At 76.2% G+C, this 15,540-nt stretch carries 18 protein-coding genes; 10 read left to right on the forward strand and 8 right to left on the reverse strand.

What is annotated here, in order from left to right; translation table 11 throughout:
- The first annotated feature begins 40 nt into the window (after positions 1–40).
- Entirely contained in the window at positions 41–1,156 is a 1,116-nt protein-coding gene (gene serC / locus ACI78R_RS12785; protein ID WP_457040995.1) for a phosphoserine transaminase, read from the forward strand.
- Between the two features lie 13 nt (positions 1,157–1,169).
- Here serC and ACI78R_RS12790 read toward each other — a convergent pair whose 3' ends face one another.
- Positions 1,170–2,423, reverse strand: a complete 1,254-nt coding sequence (locus ACI78R_RS12790) for an osmoprotectant NAGGN system M42 family peptidase (RefSeq protein ID WP_083628214.1) — start codon at positions 2,421–2,423, stop codon at positions 1,170–1,172.
- Between the two features lie 166 nt (positions 2,424–2,589).
- Here ACI78R_RS12790 and sepH point away from each other — a divergent pair, with 166 nt between their 5' ends.
- Together sepH and ACI78R_RS12800 are read left to right on the forward strand one after the other, a co-directional pair.
- Positions 2,590–3,462 (forward strand): septation protein SepH, encoded by an 873-nt coding sequence (gene sepH / locus ACI78R_RS12795; RefSeq protein ID WP_457040996.1) that lies wholly within the window; start codon positions 2,590–2,592, stop codon positions 3,460–3,462.
- 57 nt (positions 3,463–3,519) lie between these two features.
- Complete coding sequence (locus ACI78R_RS12800) at positions 3,520–3,993, forward strand: general stress protein (RefSeq protein ID WP_073418472.1); 474 nt, start codon at positions 3,520–3,522, stop codon at positions 3,991–3,993.
- A 4-nt stretch (positions 3,994–3,997) separates the two neighbouring features.
- On the opposite strand, the gene ACI78R_RS12805 is transcribed toward ACI78R_RS12800, so the two are convergent.
- The gene (locus ACI78R_RS12805) at positions 3,998–4,798 is read right to left on the reverse strand and encodes a TrmH family RNA methyltransferase (RefSeq protein WP_083628212.1); all 801 of its coding nucleotides are present in this window, start codon (positions 4,796–4,798) and stop codon (positions 3,998–4,000) included.
- Between the two features lie 50 nt (positions 4,799–4,848).
- Between ACI78R_RS12805 and ACI78R_RS12810 the strand changes: the two genes are divergently transcribed.
- From ACI78R_RS12810 to ACI78R_RS12830, 5 genes are all read left to right on the forward strand, one after another.
- The gene (locus ACI78R_RS12810) at positions 4,849–5,802 is read left to right on the forward strand and encodes an NAD(P)/FAD-dependent oxidoreductase (protein ID WP_457040997.1); all 954 of its coding nucleotides are present in this window, start codon (positions 4,849–4,851) and stop codon (positions 5,800–5,802) included.
- Positions 5,802–6,845 carry a hypothetical protein gene (locus tag ACI78R_RS12815; RefSeq protein ID WP_457040998.1) on the forward strand — a complete coding sequence of 348 codons (1,044 nt, stop codon included), beginning with the start codon at positions 5,802–5,804 and terminating at the stop codon, positions 6,843–6,845. The genes ACI78R_RS12810 and ACI78R_RS12815 overlap by 1 nt, the downstream gene beginning before the upstream one ends.
- Before the next feature lie 68 nt (positions 6,846–6,913).
- Positions 6,914–7,636 (forward strand): ABC transporter ATP-binding protein, encoded by a 723-nt coding sequence (locus ACI78R_RS12820; RefSeq protein ID WP_457040999.1) that lies wholly within the window; start codon positions 6,914–6,916, stop codon positions 7,634–7,636.
- Complete coding sequence (locus ACI78R_RS12825; RefSeq protein ID WP_457041000.1) at positions 7,633–8,409, forward strand: ABC transporter permease; 777 nt, start codon at positions 7,633–7,635, stop codon at positions 8,407–8,409. Before ACI78R_RS12820 ends, ACI78R_RS12825 begins: the two co-directional genes overlap by 4 nt.
- Positions 8,325–9,026 carry a TetR/AcrR family transcriptional regulator gene (locus ACI78R_RS12830; RefSeq protein WP_457041001.1) on the forward strand — a complete coding sequence of 234 codons (702 nt, stop codon included), beginning with the start codon at positions 8,325–8,327 and terminating at the stop codon, positions 9,024–9,026. The genes ACI78R_RS12825 and ACI78R_RS12830 overlap by 85 nt, the downstream gene beginning before the upstream one ends.
- Here the strand turns inward: ACI78R_RS12830 and ACI78R_RS12835 are convergent.
- Complete coding sequence (locus tag ACI78R_RS12835) at positions 9,023–9,826, reverse strand: thioesterase family protein (protein ID WP_457041002.1); 804 nt, start codon at positions 9,824–9,826, stop codon at positions 9,023–9,025. The two genes, ACI78R_RS12830 and ACI78R_RS12835, sit on opposite strands and share 4 nt — an antisense overlap.
- Positions 9,827–9,854: 28 nt before the next feature.
- Between ACI78R_RS12835 and ACI78R_RS12840 the strand changes: the two genes are divergently transcribed.
- Entirely contained in the window at positions 9,855–10,823 is a 969-nt protein-coding gene (locus ACI78R_RS12840) for an aldo/keto reductase (protein ID WP_457041003.1), read from the forward strand.
- Here ACI78R_RS12840 and thpR read toward each other — a convergent pair.
- The 5 genes from thpR to ACI78R_RS12865 all read right to left on the reverse strand — a co-directional run bounded on the left by thpR (position 10,792) and on the right by ACI78R_RS12865 (position 15,187).
- Complete coding sequence (gene thpR / locus ACI78R_RS12845; RefSeq protein WP_457041039.1) at positions 10,792–11,370, reverse strand: RNA 2',3'-cyclic phosphodiesterase; 579 nt, start codon at positions 11,368–11,370, stop codon at positions 10,792–10,794. The genes ACI78R_RS12840 and thpR overlap by 32 nt on opposite strands.
- Complete coding sequence (locus ACI78R_RS12850; protein ID WP_457041004.1) at positions 11,367–11,792, reverse strand: hypothetical protein; 426 nt, start codon at positions 11,790–11,792, stop codon at positions 11,367–11,369. The genes thpR and ACI78R_RS12850 overlap by 4 nt, the downstream gene beginning before the upstream one ends.
- 104 nt (positions 11,793–11,896) lie before the next feature.
- Positions 11,897–13,180, reverse strand: a complete 1,284-nt coding sequence (locus ACI78R_RS12855) for an MFS transporter (protein WP_457041005.1) — start codon at positions 13,178–13,180, stop codon at positions 11,897–11,899.
- Positions 13,177–13,611 carry a MarR family winged helix-turn-helix transcriptional regulator gene (locus ACI78R_RS12860; RefSeq protein WP_083628203.1) on the reverse strand — a complete coding sequence of 145 codons (435 nt, stop codon included), beginning with the start codon at positions 13,609–13,611 and terminating at the stop codon, positions 13,177–13,179. Before ACI78R_RS12860 ends, ACI78R_RS12855 begins: the two co-directional genes overlap by 4 nt.
- 31 nt (positions 13,612–13,642) lie before the next feature.
- A complete protein-coding gene (locus ACI78R_RS12865; protein ID WP_457041006.1) occupies positions 13,643–15,187 on the reverse strand; it encodes an NCS2 family permease in 1,545 nt (514 codons plus the stop codon).
- Between the two features lie 108 nt (positions 15,188–15,295).
- On the opposite strand from ACI78R_RS12865, the gene ACI78R_RS12870 reads away from it, so the two are divergent.
- On the forward strand, positions 15,296–15,538 hold the full coding sequence (locus ACI78R_RS12870; RefSeq protein WP_073418460.1) for a DUF2530 domain-containing protein: 243 nt from the start codon (positions 15,296–15,298) through the stop codon (positions 15,536–15,538).
- Positions 15,539–15,540 lie beyond the last annotated feature (2 nt).

Raw genomic sequence — 15,540 nt, forward strand, 5'->3', positions numbered from 1 at the left:
GTCGCCGTCGGTCCCCCTCCGAGCCCGAGAGGCACCCGGCATGACCATCGAGATCCCCGCCGACCTGCTCCCCGCCGACGGCCGGTTCGGCTGCGGCCCGTCGAAGGTGCGCCCCGAGGCGCTGCAGGCGCTGGCCTCCGACGGCGCCGGGCTCATGGGCACGTCCCACCGCCAGGCGCCGGTGAAGAACCTGGTCGCGCAGGTGCGGGAGGGTCTCGGCGAGCTGTTCTCCCTCCCCGAGGGGTACCAGGTCGTGCTCGGCAACGGCGGCTCGACGGCGTTCTGGGACGTCGCCACCTTCGGCCTGGTCCGCCGGCGCAGCGCCCACGGCACCTACGGCGAGTTCTCCGCCAAGTTCGCCTCGGCGATCGCCGAGGCGCCGTTCCTGGAGGAGCCGGTGGTGGCGGCGGCGGCGCCCGGCTCGCTCGCCCTGCCGGAGGGGCAGCCCGGCGTCGACGCCTACGCCTGGGCGCACAACGAGACGTCCACGGGCGTCATGGCGCCGGTGGTCCGCCCCGCCGGTGCCGACGACGACGCCCTCGTGCTGGTCGACGCCACCAGCGGCGCCGGGGGCCTGCCGGTCGACGTCGCGCAGGCCGACGTCTACTACTTCGCGCCGCAGAAGTCCTTCGCCTCCGACGGCGGCCTCTGGATCGCGCTGATGAGCCCGGCCGCGCTGGCCCGGGTGGCCGAGATCAAGGCCTCCGGCCGCTGGATCCCCGGCTTCCTCGACCTCGCCACCGCCGTCGACAACAGCGCCAAGGACCAGACCTACAACACCCCGGCCGTGGCCACGCTGTTCCTGCTCGCCGACCAGGTGCGCTGGATGCTGGGCCTGGGCGGTCTCGACGGCGCCGTCGCGCGCAGCCGGGAGTCCTCCGGGCGGCTCTACGGCTGGGCGGAGGCGTCGCCGTACGCCACCCCGTTCGTCGCCGACCCCGCGCACCGCAGCCTCGTCGTCGGCACGGTCGACCTCGACGGGTCGGTCGACGCCGCGGCCGTGGCCAGGACGCTGCGGGCCAACGGCGTCGTCGACGTCGAGCCCTACCGCAAGCTCGGCCGCAACCAGCTGCGGGTCGGCATGTTCCCCGCGGTCGACCCCGACGACGTCAGCGCGCTGACCGCCTGCGTCGACTTCGTCGTCGAGCGGCTGTAGTCGGACCGGCAGGTCAGCGGGCCTGCTCGCCGTCGGCGGGCTGCACCGCCGTGCTCGGGAAGTCGCGCAGGTCGCCGGTCGGCGTGCGGTCCCAGCTGCGGAACGTGAGGTCGGTCTGCAGGTAGAGCGCCACCAGCTCCGCGGTGCTGCGGATGCCGTCGAGGTGGGTGCGCTCGTTGCCGTGGCTGCCGTCGATGCCGAAGCCGATCAGCGCGGCGCGGGTGTTGGCGCCGGCCTCCAGCGCGGAGGCCGCGTCGGAGCGGTAGTACTTGTAGACGTCGCGGCGGTGCGGGACGTCGTGCACGCGGCACAGGTCGATGAGGTGCCGGGTCAGGTGGTAGTCGAACGGCCCGGTGGAGTCCTGCATCGCGATGTTGACGCACTGCTCCGAGGACGACTGCCCGGGCGCGACCACCGACGTGTCGATGCTCACCAGCTCGGCGACGTCGGCGTCGAGGCCGTGGCTGGCGCCGAGGCCCACCTCCTCGGCGATGGTGACCAGCAGGTGCGCGGTGACCGGGACCTCGACGCCGTGGTCGACGATCGCCTTGAACGCGCCGAGGGCCGCGGCGATGCCGGCCTTGTCGTCGAGGTGCCGGGAGTTGACGAACCCGCCGCTGGTGATCACCGGCTGGGCGTCGATGGCCACGAAGTCGCCGACCTGGATGCCGCGGCGCTCGAGGTCGGCGCGGCTGTGCACCACCTCGTCGACGCGGACCTCGACGAAGTCCCAGCCCACGCCCTGCTCGTCGACCTCGTCGCCGTACCGGTGCCCGCTGGCCTTGATCGGCAGGATCGTGCCGGTGTGCCAGTAGTCGCCGGAGACGTCGTCGCTGAAGATCGTCACCCGCGCGCCCTCGGCGAAGCGGGCGCTGTGCGTGCCCACCGGGACGATGGCCAGCCGGCCGTTGTCCTTGAGCTGGCTGACCATGCAGCCGATCGTGTCGGCGTGCACGACCACGGTGCGGTCGGCACCGGGGGCGCGGCTGGGCAGCTCGGCGATCAGCGCGCCGCGGCGGGTCACCTCGAAGTCCAGGCCGAGGGCCCGCAGCTCGCCGCCGATGACCTGCATGACGTGGTCGGTGCGCCCCGACGGGCTCGGGATGGTGAGCAGCTCCATCATCACGCGCTGCACGTAGTCCATGTCGATCGGCAGGCGCTTCTGGCCCGCGTCGACCGGCGAGGGGAGGAAGCGCGCGTCGGGCTCGGCGTCGGGCGCGGACTCGTCGCGGACGAGGCCGGCGTCGTCGCGGGGACCGGTCAGCATGGGAGCCGAGTCTAGGGCGGCGCGGCGGCCGGACCGGGGGGCGGGCAGCGCCGGGCGGCGCCCGCCACGCCGGACCGCCTGCACCCGCGCGGGCGCCCACGCGGATAGCCTCGCCCCAGGCCCGGAGTGTCACCGGGTCCGTCCGTGTCGTCCGAGGAGGTCCGCCGTGCGCTCCCTGCGTCTCGTGGGCCTGTCCGAGGACGGCCGCAGCCTGGTACTCGCCGCCGAGGGGGCCGACGGCACCGACGACGGCGAGCGCTTCGAGCTCCCGGTCGACGACCGGCTGCGCGCCGCGGCCCGCGGCGACACCCGCCGGCTGGGCCAGATCGAGGCCGACGGCGGGCTCTCCCCGCGGGTCATCCAGTCCCGCATCCGCGCCGGCGAGACCCCGGAGCAGGTCGCGGCGTCCTCCGGCACCCGGGTCGAGCGGATCATGCGCTTCGCCCACACCGTGCTGCAGGAGCGCTCGCGGCTGGCCGAGCAGGCCCGCGAGGCGCGGGTCCGGCTGTCCGAGGGCATCCCGGGCGCCCCGCTGCAGCAGTTCATGGCCGAGCGGCTGCGGCTGCTCGGCGCCGACCTCGACGCCGTCCGGTGGGACGCCGCGCGCGCCGAGGACGGCACCTGGGTGGTCACCGCCGCCTGGCGCGCGGGCGCCAAGGAGGGCACCACCCTCTGGGTCTACGACGTCCCGGCGCGCACCGTCACCCCGGCCGACCAGGGCACCCGCGACTTCGCCGAGGGCACCCGCCTGGTGCGCGTCGTCCCCGGCGTCCCGGCCGAGCGGCCGATCATGCCGGTGCACCGCAGCGCCGCGGTCCCCGAGCGGACGCCGGCCCCCGCGGCCGAGGAGCCGCCCGCGCCCGTCGCCCCGCCGGCCGCCGAGCGGCGCACCGACGCCGTGCAGCTCACCGACGACGAGATCGCCGAGCACGACACGGTGGTCCTGCGCACCGGCGAGACCGACGGCGAGGACGAGGACCCGCGGGCCCGCGTCCCGGCCTGGGAGGACATCGTCTTCGGGGTCCGACGCAACCGCTGACCTGCGGCTGTGACCGACCGGACGTGTCCGACCGATCGGCCCGGGTACCCACCGGGCATGTCGATGTCGGTGTCCATGCCCCTCGGGGGCGTCCAGGTCGGGTCCTACGACAGCTACCAGCAGGCGCAGGCGGCGGTGGACCACCTGTCCGACGAGAAGTTCCCGGTCGAGAACGTCACGATCATCGGCTCGGACCTGAAGATGGTCGAGCGGGTCACCGGCCGGCTCACCTGGGGCCGCGCGCTCGCCGCGGGCGCGGCCAGCGGCGCCTGGTGGGGTCTGTTCGTCGGCCTGCTGCTGGGGATCTTCGCGCCGAGCGGCACGAGCTGGATCAGCTCGGTGCTCACCGGCCTGCTCATCGGTCTCGTCTTCGGCGCGCTGTTCGCCGCCATGGGCTACGCCGCCACCCGCGGCCAGCGCGACTTCACCAGCGTCTCGCAGGTGACCGCGAGCCGGTACGACGTCATGTGCGACCCCTCGCGCGCCGAGGACGCCCGCGCGATCCTCGCCCGCTGGTCGCTGCGGAACTGAGCGACTAGCGCAGCGTCGCGAACGCGACGGCGGCGGCCGCGGCGACGCCGAGGGAGTCCACGCCCGCCCGCATCGGGATCCGCGCGCGCACCCGCGCCGCCGCCTGCGCCTCCGGGGTGAGCCCCGGGCCCTCGGCGCCGAGCAGGACGGCGGTGCGGGGGTGCGCCCGCGGGTCGACGTCGCCGAGGTCGACGGCGTCGGCGGCCGGGGTCAGCGCCACGGTGAGGTAGCCGGCGTCGTGCAGCCGCGCGAGCCCCCCGGGCCAGTCGGGCAGGACGGCGAAGGGCAGCGCGAGCACGTGCCCCATCGACACCCGCACCGACCGGCGGTACAGCGGGTCGGCGCAGCGGGGGTCGAGCAGCAGCCCGTCGACGCCCAGGGCGACCGCCGAGCGGGCGATCGAGCCGAGGTTCTCCGCGTCGTTGAGCGCCTCGAGCACCGCGAGCCGCCGGGGCGCGGCCGGGTCGGGCCCGGCCAGCAGCGCGTCCAGGTCGGCCGGCGGGCGCCGGTCGGCCGAGGCCAGCACCCCGCGGGTGAGCCGGAATCCGATGAGCTCCGACAGAGCCCACTTGTCCATCTCGTAGGCCGGCACCCCCGGCGGCAGGTCCAGCTCGGCCAGCCGCCCGGGGACGCCGAGCACCGCCCGCACCCGGTACGGCGAGGCCAGCAGCCGCTGCACCGCGGGCACGCCCTCCACGATCACCGGGCCGGTGCCGCGCTCCCGCCCGGCCGGCCGGTCGCCGGCGTGCAGGTCGCGGAAGTCGGCGACCCGCTCGTCGGCGACGTCGGGGATCGGCTCGGCCACGGGGGCATCCTCCCCGAGCGCCGCGGCGGTGCGCCCCGCAGGATCCAGTGGTGCGCAACGAGACCGTCGTCGTCGGAGCCGGCATCGCCGGCGTGGCCTGCGCCCGGGCGCTCGCGGACACGGGGAGGCCGGTGCGCGTGCTCGACCGCGGGCGCCGGCCCGGCGGCCGGATGGCGTCGCGGACGCTGGAGGGCCGGGCCACCGACCTCGGCGCCAGCTACCTGACCGCCTCCGACGGCTCGCCGTTCGCCGCCGTCGTCGACGGGTGGGTGGACCGCGGGCTCGCCCGCCCGTGGACGGACACGTTCGCCGTGGCCGGGCCCGACGGGATCCGCGAGACCCGCAGCGGCCCGGTCCGCTACGCCGCCCCCGGCGGCCTGCGCTCGCTCGTCGCCGACCTGGCCGGGGGCCTCGACGTCGCGCAGGAGCACGCCGTCGAGCGGGTGGGGCCGGGCCCGCGGGTCGACGGCGAGGAGGTGCCCGCCGTCGTGCTGGCCCTGCCCGACCCGCAGGCCCGCCGCCTGCTGCCCGCCGACCTCGCGGGCCGGCTCCTCGGGGACGAGGCGGAGCACGGCTGGCAGCCCACCCTCGCCGTCGCGCTCGGCTGGGACGCGCGCCGCTGGCCGGCCGACCTGCACGGCGCCTTCGTCAACGACGACCCGGTGGTCGAGTGGGTGGCCGATGACGGCGACCGGCGCGGCGACGGCGCCCCGGTGCTGGTCGCCCACACGACGCCGGGCACCGCCGCCGCGCACCTGGACGACCCCGCCCGCGCGGTGCCCGAGGTGACCACGGCGGTGTGCCGGGCGCTGGGCATCGACGCGCCACCGGCGTGGACGCACGTGCACCGCTGGACGTACGCGAAGCCGACCGCGCCGCGGGAGGAGCCCTACGGCCTGGCCGACGGGGTCGGGGCGTGCGGCGACGGCTGGCGGGCGCCGTCGAAGGTGGAGAGCGCCTGGACCTCCGGGCACCTGCTGGGCACCGCGCTGGGCCGGGCCTGATGCCCGGCGGCGTCGCTCCCCCGCCCGGCCCGCCGGACGAGGACGCCGAGGCCGAGCGCTCGGGCGGCTCGCGGGGGAAGGCCGCGGTGCGGGCGGTCCTGGTGCCCGCCCTGATCGCCGTCGTCGTGGGCACCGCGTTCGTCGCGGTGTTCCTCGCCGCCTTCTCCGACCCGCGCCCGCACGACCTGGCCGTCGGGGTGGCCGGCCCGCCGGAGCAGGTCCAGCAGGTGCGCGACGGGCTGGAGCGGGACCGGCCCGGCGCCCTGCGGGTGGTCCCGCTGGCCGGCGGCCCGGAGGCTGCGGAGGCGGTGCGCCGCAACGACGTCTACGGCGCGCTCGTGCTCGGCGGCCGGGCGCCGCAGCTGCTCGTCGCCGGCGCGCACGGGCAGGGCGTCACCCAGACCCTGACCCAGGCGTTCGGCCCGGTCGCGCAGCAGGCCGGCGCCCAGCTGGAGGTGCAGGACCTGGTCCCGCTCGCGGCCGGCGACACCCGCGGGCTGGCGATCTTCTACGCGTCGTTCGGCGTCGTCCTCGGCGGCTTCCTCTTCGGGATCCAGACCTACCAGGCCGCCCCGCAGCTCGGGCTGGCCAAGCGGATCGCCAGCGCGCTGCTGTTCGCCTCCGTCTCCGGGGTCGCGGTGGCGCTGCTCGCCGACGTCGCGTTCGGCTCGGTCCCGGCCGGGTTCCTCGCGGTGGGCGGGCTCGTGGCCCTGCTCGCGCTGTCGATCGCCTCGACGGCGGCGCTGGTGCTGCGGCTGATCGGTTCCGCGGGCACGTTCGTCACCTCGGTCGGGCTGCTCATCCTCGGCAACGCGACCAGCACCGGGAACCTCCCGGCGGAGTACCTGCCCGGCTGGCTGCAGCCGCTCGCGGGGATCCTGCCGCCCGGCGTGGCCGTGCGCGCCCTGCGCGGCGTCACCTACTTCGAGGGCGACGGGGTGGCACGGGCGTACGCGGTGCTGGGCCTGTGGTGCGTGGTCCCGGCGCTGCTCATCGTGCTGGTCGACGCGGTGGCGAGGCGGCGGCGCGCCCGGACCGCTTGACCACGGCGACGGAACTCACCTAGCGTTGAGTTCATCAGGCGTTGAGTTCTCGCCCTCGGGAGGCTCCCATGACCGACGCCGTCACCGTCACCGACCTCGTCGTCGACCGCGGGCACCGCCGCGTGCTGCCCGGGCTGTCCTGCGCGGTCCCCGCCGGCCGGGTCACCGGCCTGCTCGGCCCCAGCGGCAGCGGGAAGACGACGCTGCTGCGGGCGCTCGTGGGCGTGCAGCGGATCCGCTCGGGCACGGTCACCGTGCTCGGCGAGCCCGCCGGCTCCCCCGGCCTGCGCTCGCGGGTCGGCTACGTCACCCAGGCACCGAGCGTCTACCCCGACCTCACCGTCCGGGAGAACGCCCGCCACTTCGCCGCCCTGTACGGCCGGGGCGCCGCGGCGGCCGACGACGCGCTCGCCGCCGTCGGGATGGCCGGCGCCGCCGGGCAGCTGGTGGCCGACCTCTCCGGCGGGCAGCGCGGCCGGGCGTCGCTGGCCTGCGCGCTGGTCGGCGAGCCCGAGCTGCTGGTGCTCGACGAGCCCACCGTCGGCCTGGACCCGGTGCTGCGGGTCGAGCTGTGGGACCGGTTCCACGCCCTGGCCGCGGCCGGCACCACGCTGCTGGTCTCCAGCCACGTCATGGACGAGGCCGGCCGCTGCGACCGGCTGCTGCTGCTCCGCGAGGGCGCGCTGCTGGCCGACGTGACACCCGGGGAGCTGCGCGAGGACGCCGGCACGGCCGACCTCGAGGAGGCCTTCCTGACCCTGGTGCGGCGCGGGGAGCAGGTGGCGGCGTGAGCACCGCGACCGCCGTCCTGAGCCCCCGGCTCACCGCCGCCACCACGGGGCGGGTGCTGCGGCAGCTGCGCCACGACCACCGCACGATCGCGATGATGGTGCTGCTGCCGAGCCTGCTGCTCGGCCTGCTGTACCTGCTCTGGCGGGACGTGCCCGCGCTGCCGGGGCAGCCGACGGTGTTCGACCGGGTCGGGCTGACGATGCTCGGCGTCTTCCCGTTCGTCGTGATGTTCCTGGTGACCAGCATCGCCATGCTGCGCGAGCGCACGTCGGGCACGCTCGAGCGGCTGCTGACCACCCCGCTGTCGCGGCTGGACCTGCTGCTCGGCTACGGCACGGCGTTCGGGCTGGCGGCCGCGGTCCAGGCCGCCGTCACGGTCACCGTGGCGACGACGCTCTACGACCTCGACGTCGCCGGGTCGCTGTGGCTGGTGGTCCTCATCGCCGTCGCCGACGCCCTGCTCGGGGTGGCGCTCGGCCTGCTGGCCAGCGCCTTCGCCCGCAGCGAGTTCCAGGCCGTGCAGTTCATGCCGGTCGTCGTCCTGCCGCAGTTCTTCCTCTGCGGGCTGCTGGTGCCCCGCGAGCAGATGGCCGGCTGGCTGCAGGCCGTCAGCGACGTGCTGCCGCTGACCTACGCGGTGGAGGCGCTGCAGGAGGTCGGGCGGTCGTCCACCGGGACCGGCACGATGTGGACCGACGTCGGCGTGGTGGCCGGCGCGGCGGTCCTCGCCCTCGCCCTGGCGGCGGCGACCCTGCGGAGGAGGAGCAGCTGAGCCCAGCGCGGCGCCCGACCGGACGGCGGCCGGGCAACCCCGGCACGCGGGCGGCGGTCCTCGACGCCGCCCGCGCGGCCTTCGCCGAGCGCGGCTTCGACGCGACGTCGATCCGCGCGGTGGCCACCGCGGCCGGCGTCGACCCCGCGCTCGTGCACCACTACTTCGGCACCAAGGACAAGCTCTTCCTCGCCGCGATCGAGGCGCCGGTCGACCCCGGGACCCTCCTCCCCGAGGTGCTCGAGGCCGGCCCCGAGCGGCTCGGCGAGAGCGTCGTCCGCCTGCTGCTGCGGGTCTGGGACGGCCCCGCCCGCCCCGCCGGGCTGGCGCTGGTCCGCTCCGCGGTCGGCAACGAGTGGACCGCCCGGCTGCTGCGCGAGTTCCTCGTCTCGCAGGTGCTGCGCCGGGTGGTCGGCACGCTCGACCTGCCGCCGGCCGAGGCGGAGGCCCGCGGCGCGCTCACCGCGTCGCAGCTGATCGGCGTGGTGATGGCCCGCTACGTGCTGCGCGTGGAGCCGCTGGCCTCGGCGCCGGCCGAGGAGCTGGTGGCCGCGGTCGGGCCGACCGTGCAGCGCTACCTCACCGGCGACGTCGCGCTGCCGGGCCGCCGGGACTAGCGGGCGACGCGGGCGAGCTGGCGGGCCTGGGCGACCAGCCGGCCGGCCGAGTCCCAGATCCGGCACTCCTCGTCCGACCAGCCGCCGGTCACCTCGGTGGAGCGCGACTCGACCAGGCACCAGCCCGGCGCCGGCAGCGCGCGGACCAGCACCTGCAGCTGCACCGTGGGGGCCCAGCCCGGCCGGCCGACGGCGAACGCGGTGGGCGGCAGCGCGTCGGCGAACAGCAGGAGGGCCAGCGGGTCGGGGTCGCGGCCGTCGGCCAGCCGGATCCAGGCGCGCAGCAGGCGGGTGTCGGAGGGCCGGCCCACCGTCCAGCCCGCCGTCGCCGGGTCCAGCCGGGTGTCGATCTGCCGGGCCAGCCCCACCGCCGGGCCGCCCTCGGCGGTGCGGGTGGCCACGCACCCGTCGGGGCCGGGCACCTCGGGCACCGGGTTGACCGAGTAGTCGCTGCCGTCGCGGCCGAGGGTCGCCGTCGTCACCTGGACGGCGAGCGAGGGGCCGCCCGCGGGGCTGAGCAGCACCGAGGCGTGGGCGAGCGTGCGCCCGGCGGGCCCCGCGGTGACGGTCAGGTCGGCCGGGCCGCCCGGGGTCGCGCGCAGGTAGCTCGCCGACAGCGCCACCGGGTGCGGGTGGGGGCTGTCGAGCAGCGCCGCGCGGGCCACCACGCCGAGCAGGTAGCCGCCGTTGAGGACGCCGGCGCCGACGTCCCAGGCCGGGTCGAGCTCCGCGCGGATCCCGCCGCCCTCGGTGCGGGTGACGGCGGTGGCGCGGTCGAAGACGGACCCGTTCTGCGGCACGGCCGCCAGGGTGCCAGGGTGCTCGGACGTGGAGTACACGCACCTCGGACGCAGCGGCCTGTCGGTCTCCCGGCTCTGCCTGGGCACGATGAACTTCGGGTGGAAGACGGAGGAGGGCGACTCGCACGCGGTCATGGACCGGGCGCACGAGGCCGGGATCAACTTCTTCGACACCGCCAACGTCTACGGCTTCGAGGCCGGCAAGGGCCGCACCGAGGAGGTGATCGGCACCTGGTTCGCCCAGGGCGCCGGCCGCCGGGAGCGCACCGTGCTGGCCACCAAGGTCTACGGCGGGATGTCCGACTGGCCCAACGACACGTTCCTGTCGGCCCGCAACGTCGTGCGGGCCTGCGACGCGTCGCTGCGCCGCCTGCAGACCGACTGGATCGACCTGTACCAGTTCCACCACGTGGACCTCGCGACGCCGTGGGAGGAGATCTGGCAGGCCTGCGAGACGCTGGTGGCGCAGGGCAAGGTGCTCTACGTCGGCTCGTCGAACCACGCGGCCTGGCAGCTCGCCGCGGCCAACGAGGCCGCCGCCCGCCGGCACTTCCTCGGCCTGGTCAGCGAGCAGTCGCACTACAACCTGCTCACCCGGCACGTGGAGCTCGAGGTGCTGCCGGCCGCGCGGCACTACGGCATCGGCGTGATCCCGTGGAGCCCGCTGGCGCAGGGCCTGCTGGCCGGCGTGCTCGGCGAGCAGGAGGGCGCCCGGCGGCAGATGGAGCGCAACCGGGAGCGGATCGAGGCGCACCGCCCCGCGCTGCAGGCCTTCGAGGACGCCTGCCGCGAGTGGGGGCTCGCGCCGGCCGACGTCGCGCTGGCCTGGCTGCTGCACCAGGACGGCGTCACCGCGCCGATCGTCGGGCCGCGCACGATGGCCCAGCTCGAGGGGTCGCTGGCCGCACTCGACGTGACGCTGGAGCAGGCGCAGCTCGACCGGCTCGACGAGGTCTTCCCGGGCTTCAGGGCCGCCCCGATGGAGTACGCCTGGTAGCGAAGGCGGCCAGCGGCTCGTGCCGGCCGGCGGCGCTGCGCACCAGCGCCACCTCCGCCAGCGGCCAGTCCGGCCCGCGGTAGCCGGCCAGCCGGCCGGGCAGGTCGGCGTCCGCGGGGCGGCGCGGGTCCCAGCGGCCCAGCGTGAGGTGCGGCCGGAACGGCCGGTCCTCCACCGGCAGGCCGAGCCCCCGGGCGGCGCCGGCCAGCCGCCCGGCCAGCTCGGCGAGCACGCCGACGTCGCCGTCCACCCCGGCCCAGAACACCTGCGGCCGGCGCCGCGGGCCGAAGCGCCCGGCGCCGGCCAGCCGCAGCGTGGCCGGCGGGGTCGGGGCGACGGCGGCCCCGACGGCGGCGGTCAGGCCGGGCAGCAGCTCCGGCGGCACCGCGCCGAGGAACAGCAGCGTGAGGTGCCAGCGGGCCGGGTCGCCCCAGCGCGGCGCGCCGGGGACCTCGCGCAGCGGCTCCAGCGCCGCGGCGAGCGAGGCGCGGGCGCCCGCGGGCGGGGCGGCGGCGACGAACAGCCGCAGCGGCGCCGGCCCGCTCAGCGCACCACCAGGCCGGCCGCGGCCAGCGCCGTCTCCACCCGCAGCCGCTCCACGTCGCGCGGGAAGCCGGGCGGCAGGCGCCGCAGCGTCGTCGGCACGGCGAACTGGGCGGCCGCCTCGACCAGCACGTCGTCGTAGGCCGCCTGGAAGCCGCGGCGGCGCACCTGCGGCGACCCGGCCGGCACCCCGTCGAGCTGGCGGGCCAGCCGGCGCAGGTCGGCGGCGACCGCCTGCACGGGCCGGTGCACCGGGGCCGGGGGCGCGGTGCCCGCGGCGACCTCCCGCGCGCGGCGGCGGGCGCGCAGGTCCTGGGTGAACTGGCCGGAGAACAGGCGGAAGAGGAAGCCGAGCGCGGCGAAGGCGCCGACGAGCATCGCGGTGATGCCGGCGAGCTGGAGCAGGGCGGGGACCATCGGGCTCATGCGGCGCGCTCCCGTGGCGACCGGGGGACGGCGGTGGCCGCGACGGTACGTCGGCGGAGTGTCGTGCGCCACGTCGCCGGTCAGGACGCCGGTCAGCGCCCCGGTCAGGGCGCCGGCGCGGCCGGCGCGGACGACCGGCGGGCCCGCAGCAGCGACAGCCCGGCCGCCACCCCGGCGACGACGACGACCGCCCCGCCGAGCGACATCCCCCACCGCGCGCCCAGGTGCTCGCTCACCCAGCCGACCAGCGGCGCCCCGAGCGGCGTGCCGCCCATGAAGCAGGTGAAGTAGAGCGCCATCACCCGCCCGCGCATCTGCGGGTCGGCGCCGAGCTGGACGAAGCTGTTGTTGGCCACGCTGAACACCAGGGCGGCGGCACCCGTGGGCACCAGCAGGACGGCGAACGGCCAGAACCCGGAGACCAGCCCGCACACCACGGTGAGCAGCCCGAAGACGACCGCGGACACCACGAGGAACCGCCGCCGCGGGCGGGCGCTGCGCCGGGTGGAGACGAACGCGCCGGACAGCGAGCCGACCGCGAACAGCGTGGAGAGCAGGCCGAAGCCCTCCGCGCCCAGGCCCAGCACCTCGCGGGCCATCAGCGCGATGGTCACCTGGAAGTTGAAGCCGAAGGTGCCGATGACGAAGGCCAGCACCATGGCCAGCCGCAGGTCGGCGCGGTTCCAGGCGTAGGCCAGCCCCTCCCGTAGCTGCCCACGTCCGCGGGCCACCGGCGCGCTGCGGTGCAGCTCGTCGGGCCGCATCGCCGACAGCGCGCCGATGGTGAACACGAAGCTGGCGGCGTTGACGAAGAACGCCGGCGCGGTGTCGCCGCCGGCGGCGCCGATGAGCAGGCCGGCCAGCGACGGGCCGACCAGCCGGGCGCCGTTGAAGATCGTCGAGTTGAGCCCGACGGCGTTGGCGAGCAGGCCGGGGCCGACCATCTCCGAGACGAACGCCTGCCGGACCGGCGCGTCGACCGCGGCCACCGAGCCGAGGCCCGCGGCGAGGACGAACACGTGCCACAGCGCGATCGCGTCGGTGACCACCAGCGTGGCCAGGCACAGCGCGAGCAGGCCCATGAGCGCCTGGGTGACGACGAGGACGCGGCGCTTGTCGTGGCGGTCGGCCAGGATCCCGCCGAGCAGGCCGAGGACCAGCGTCGGCCCGAACTGCAGCGCGGTCACCAGCCCGAGGGCGACTCCGCTGTCGCCGGAGAGCTGCAGGACCAGCCAGTCCTGGCCGATGCGCTGCATCCACGTCCCGGTCAGGCTGACCAGGTTCGCCGACGCGTAGAGCCGGAAGTTGTGCACCCGCAGGGAGCGGAAGGACCCGTGGCCCGGATCCGCGGCCTCCGCGGTGGCGGTCTCAGCAGCCGTGGACGTCACCCACCGGCGAGCTCCTCCATGATCTCGGCGGCCTCGCGCAGGACGGCCCGCTTCTCCGGGGTCAGGCTCTGCAGCCGGCCCGACAGCCACGCCTCGCGTGCCCGGGCCTCCTCGGTGAGCAGCGTCTCGGCGGCGTCGGTGAGGCCGATGACCACCTGCCGGCCGTCGGTCGGGTGCGGGGTCCGGGTGACCAGGCCCCGCGCCTCGAGCGCGACGACGACGCGGGTCATCGACGGCGGCTGCACCCGCTCGTGCGCGGCCAGCTCCCCCGGGCTCATGGGGCCGTGCCGCTTGAGCGTCGACAGCGCGGCCAGGTGGGTGAGCGTGACGGAGGTGTCGACCCGCTGGTTGCGCAGCCGCCGGGAGAACCGCATGACGGCCAGGCGCAGGTCGTGGGCGAGCGCCGCGGTGTCCAGCGTCGACCTCGTCACGGGGTCAGCCTACCCGGGTCGTTAGCAGTGCTCAGAACAGTTGCTGGAGCGGCTCCAGCGCGAAGTAGACGAGGAACAGCACCGCGATGACCCACATCAGCGGGTGGACCTCGCGCCGCCGGCCGACCGCCGTCCGCAGCAGCACGTAGCTGATGACGCCGGCGCCGATGCCGTTGGTGATCGAGTAGGTGAACGGCATGAGGGCGATGGTGAGGAAGGCCGGGATGACCAGGCTCATGTCGTCCCACTCGAGGGTGCGGATCTGGCTGATCATCAGCGCGCCCACGATCACCAGCGCGGGGGCGGCGGCCTCCGACGGCACCACCTGCACCAGCGGCGTGAAGAACATCGCCACGAGGAACAGCACGCCGGTGACGACGCTGGCCAGCCCCGTGCGGGCGCCGTCGGCGACGCCGGAGGCGCTCTCGATGTAGGTCGTGTTCGACGAGACGCTCGCCGCGCCGCCGGCCGCGGCGGCGATCGAGTCGACCAGCAGCACCGGCTGGGAGCCCGGCAGGTTGCGCTTCTCGTCGAGCAGGCGGCCCTCGGCGCCGACCGCGGTGACCGTGCCGACGGTGTCGAAGAAGTCGGCGATCATGATCGAGAAGACGATGAGCAGCGCGGCGACGACGCCGATCCGCTCGAACCCGCCGAACAGCGAGAACTGGCCGACGATCGACAGGTCGGGGGCGCCGACGACGTCGTCGGGCAGCGCGGGCACCTGCAGCGCCCAGCCGCGCGCGTTCTCGGTGCCGTCCTCGGCGAAGCGGGGGCCGACGTCGGCCACCGCCTCGACGACGATCGCCAGCACGGTCGAGACGACGATGCCGATGAGCAGCGCGCCCTTCACCCGGCGCACGACGAGCACCGCGGTGAGCAGCAGGCCGACGACGAACACCAGCAGCGGCCACCCGGCGAGCTGCCCGCCCACGCCGAAGCTGATCAGCGGCGAGCCGGGCCGGATCACGCCGGCGTCGGCCAGGCCGATGATGGTGAGGAAGAAGCCGATGCCGACGGCGATCGCGGTCTTGAGCTGCGGCGGGATCGCCTCGAACACCGCCCGGCGGAACCCGGTGAGCACCAGCACGGTGATGAGCAGGCCCTCGAGCACGACCAGGCCCATGATCTCCGGCCAGGACAGCTGCGTGGCCGCGAAGACGGCGACGATCGCGTTGATGCCGAGCCCGGTGGCCAGCGCGAACGGGTAGCGGCCCACGACGCCCATGACGACGGTGAGCGCGCCGGCGACCAGCGCGGTCACCGCGGCGACCGCGCCGAAGGGCAGCGTGGCCCCGGTGACGTCGGCGCCGGACAAGATGATCGGGTTGAGCACCACGATGTAGGCCATCGTGAAGAAGGTGGTCAGCCCGCCGCGCACCTCGCGGCCGAGCGTGCTGCGCCGGGCGCTGATGCCGAAGTAGCGGTCCAGCCCGTTGCGCGGCCGCAGCTGCGGGCCGTCGCTGCGGCGCGGGGCCGGCGTGCCGGCGGCGACGTCGGCGGGGGTGTCCCCGGTCGCCGTCCGCGCGGCGGGCCGGGCGGCGGAGGCACCGCGGGAGGGTCGGGACTTCTCGGGCATGCGGGCTCCTGCGTGCTGCTGCGACCGGGCGACGAGCGGCAAGAGCGTGCCACACGCCGCGCCGGCCTCTCCGCAGGATCGCGAGCGAGCGGGCCTAGGGTCGCAGGCGTGCCCGGCCCCCTGAAGCAGGCTCCGCCCCCGCTGCGCGTCGACACCGCCCGCGTCGTCCTGGCCGGGATCGGCGTGTGGGTGGTGGCGCTCGTCGTCGTGCTGCTGCTCGGCGACCGGCTCGACCGGACCTGGACCTGGACGTGCGTGGCCGGGATCGGGCTGCCCTTCCTGGGGCTCGCGATCATGCGCTGGCAGGGCCAGCTCGGCCGCCGCGGGCCCGACGCCGACCCCGACCGCTAGCC

The organism is Geodermatophilus sp. SYSU D01106 (assembly GCF_054049995.1).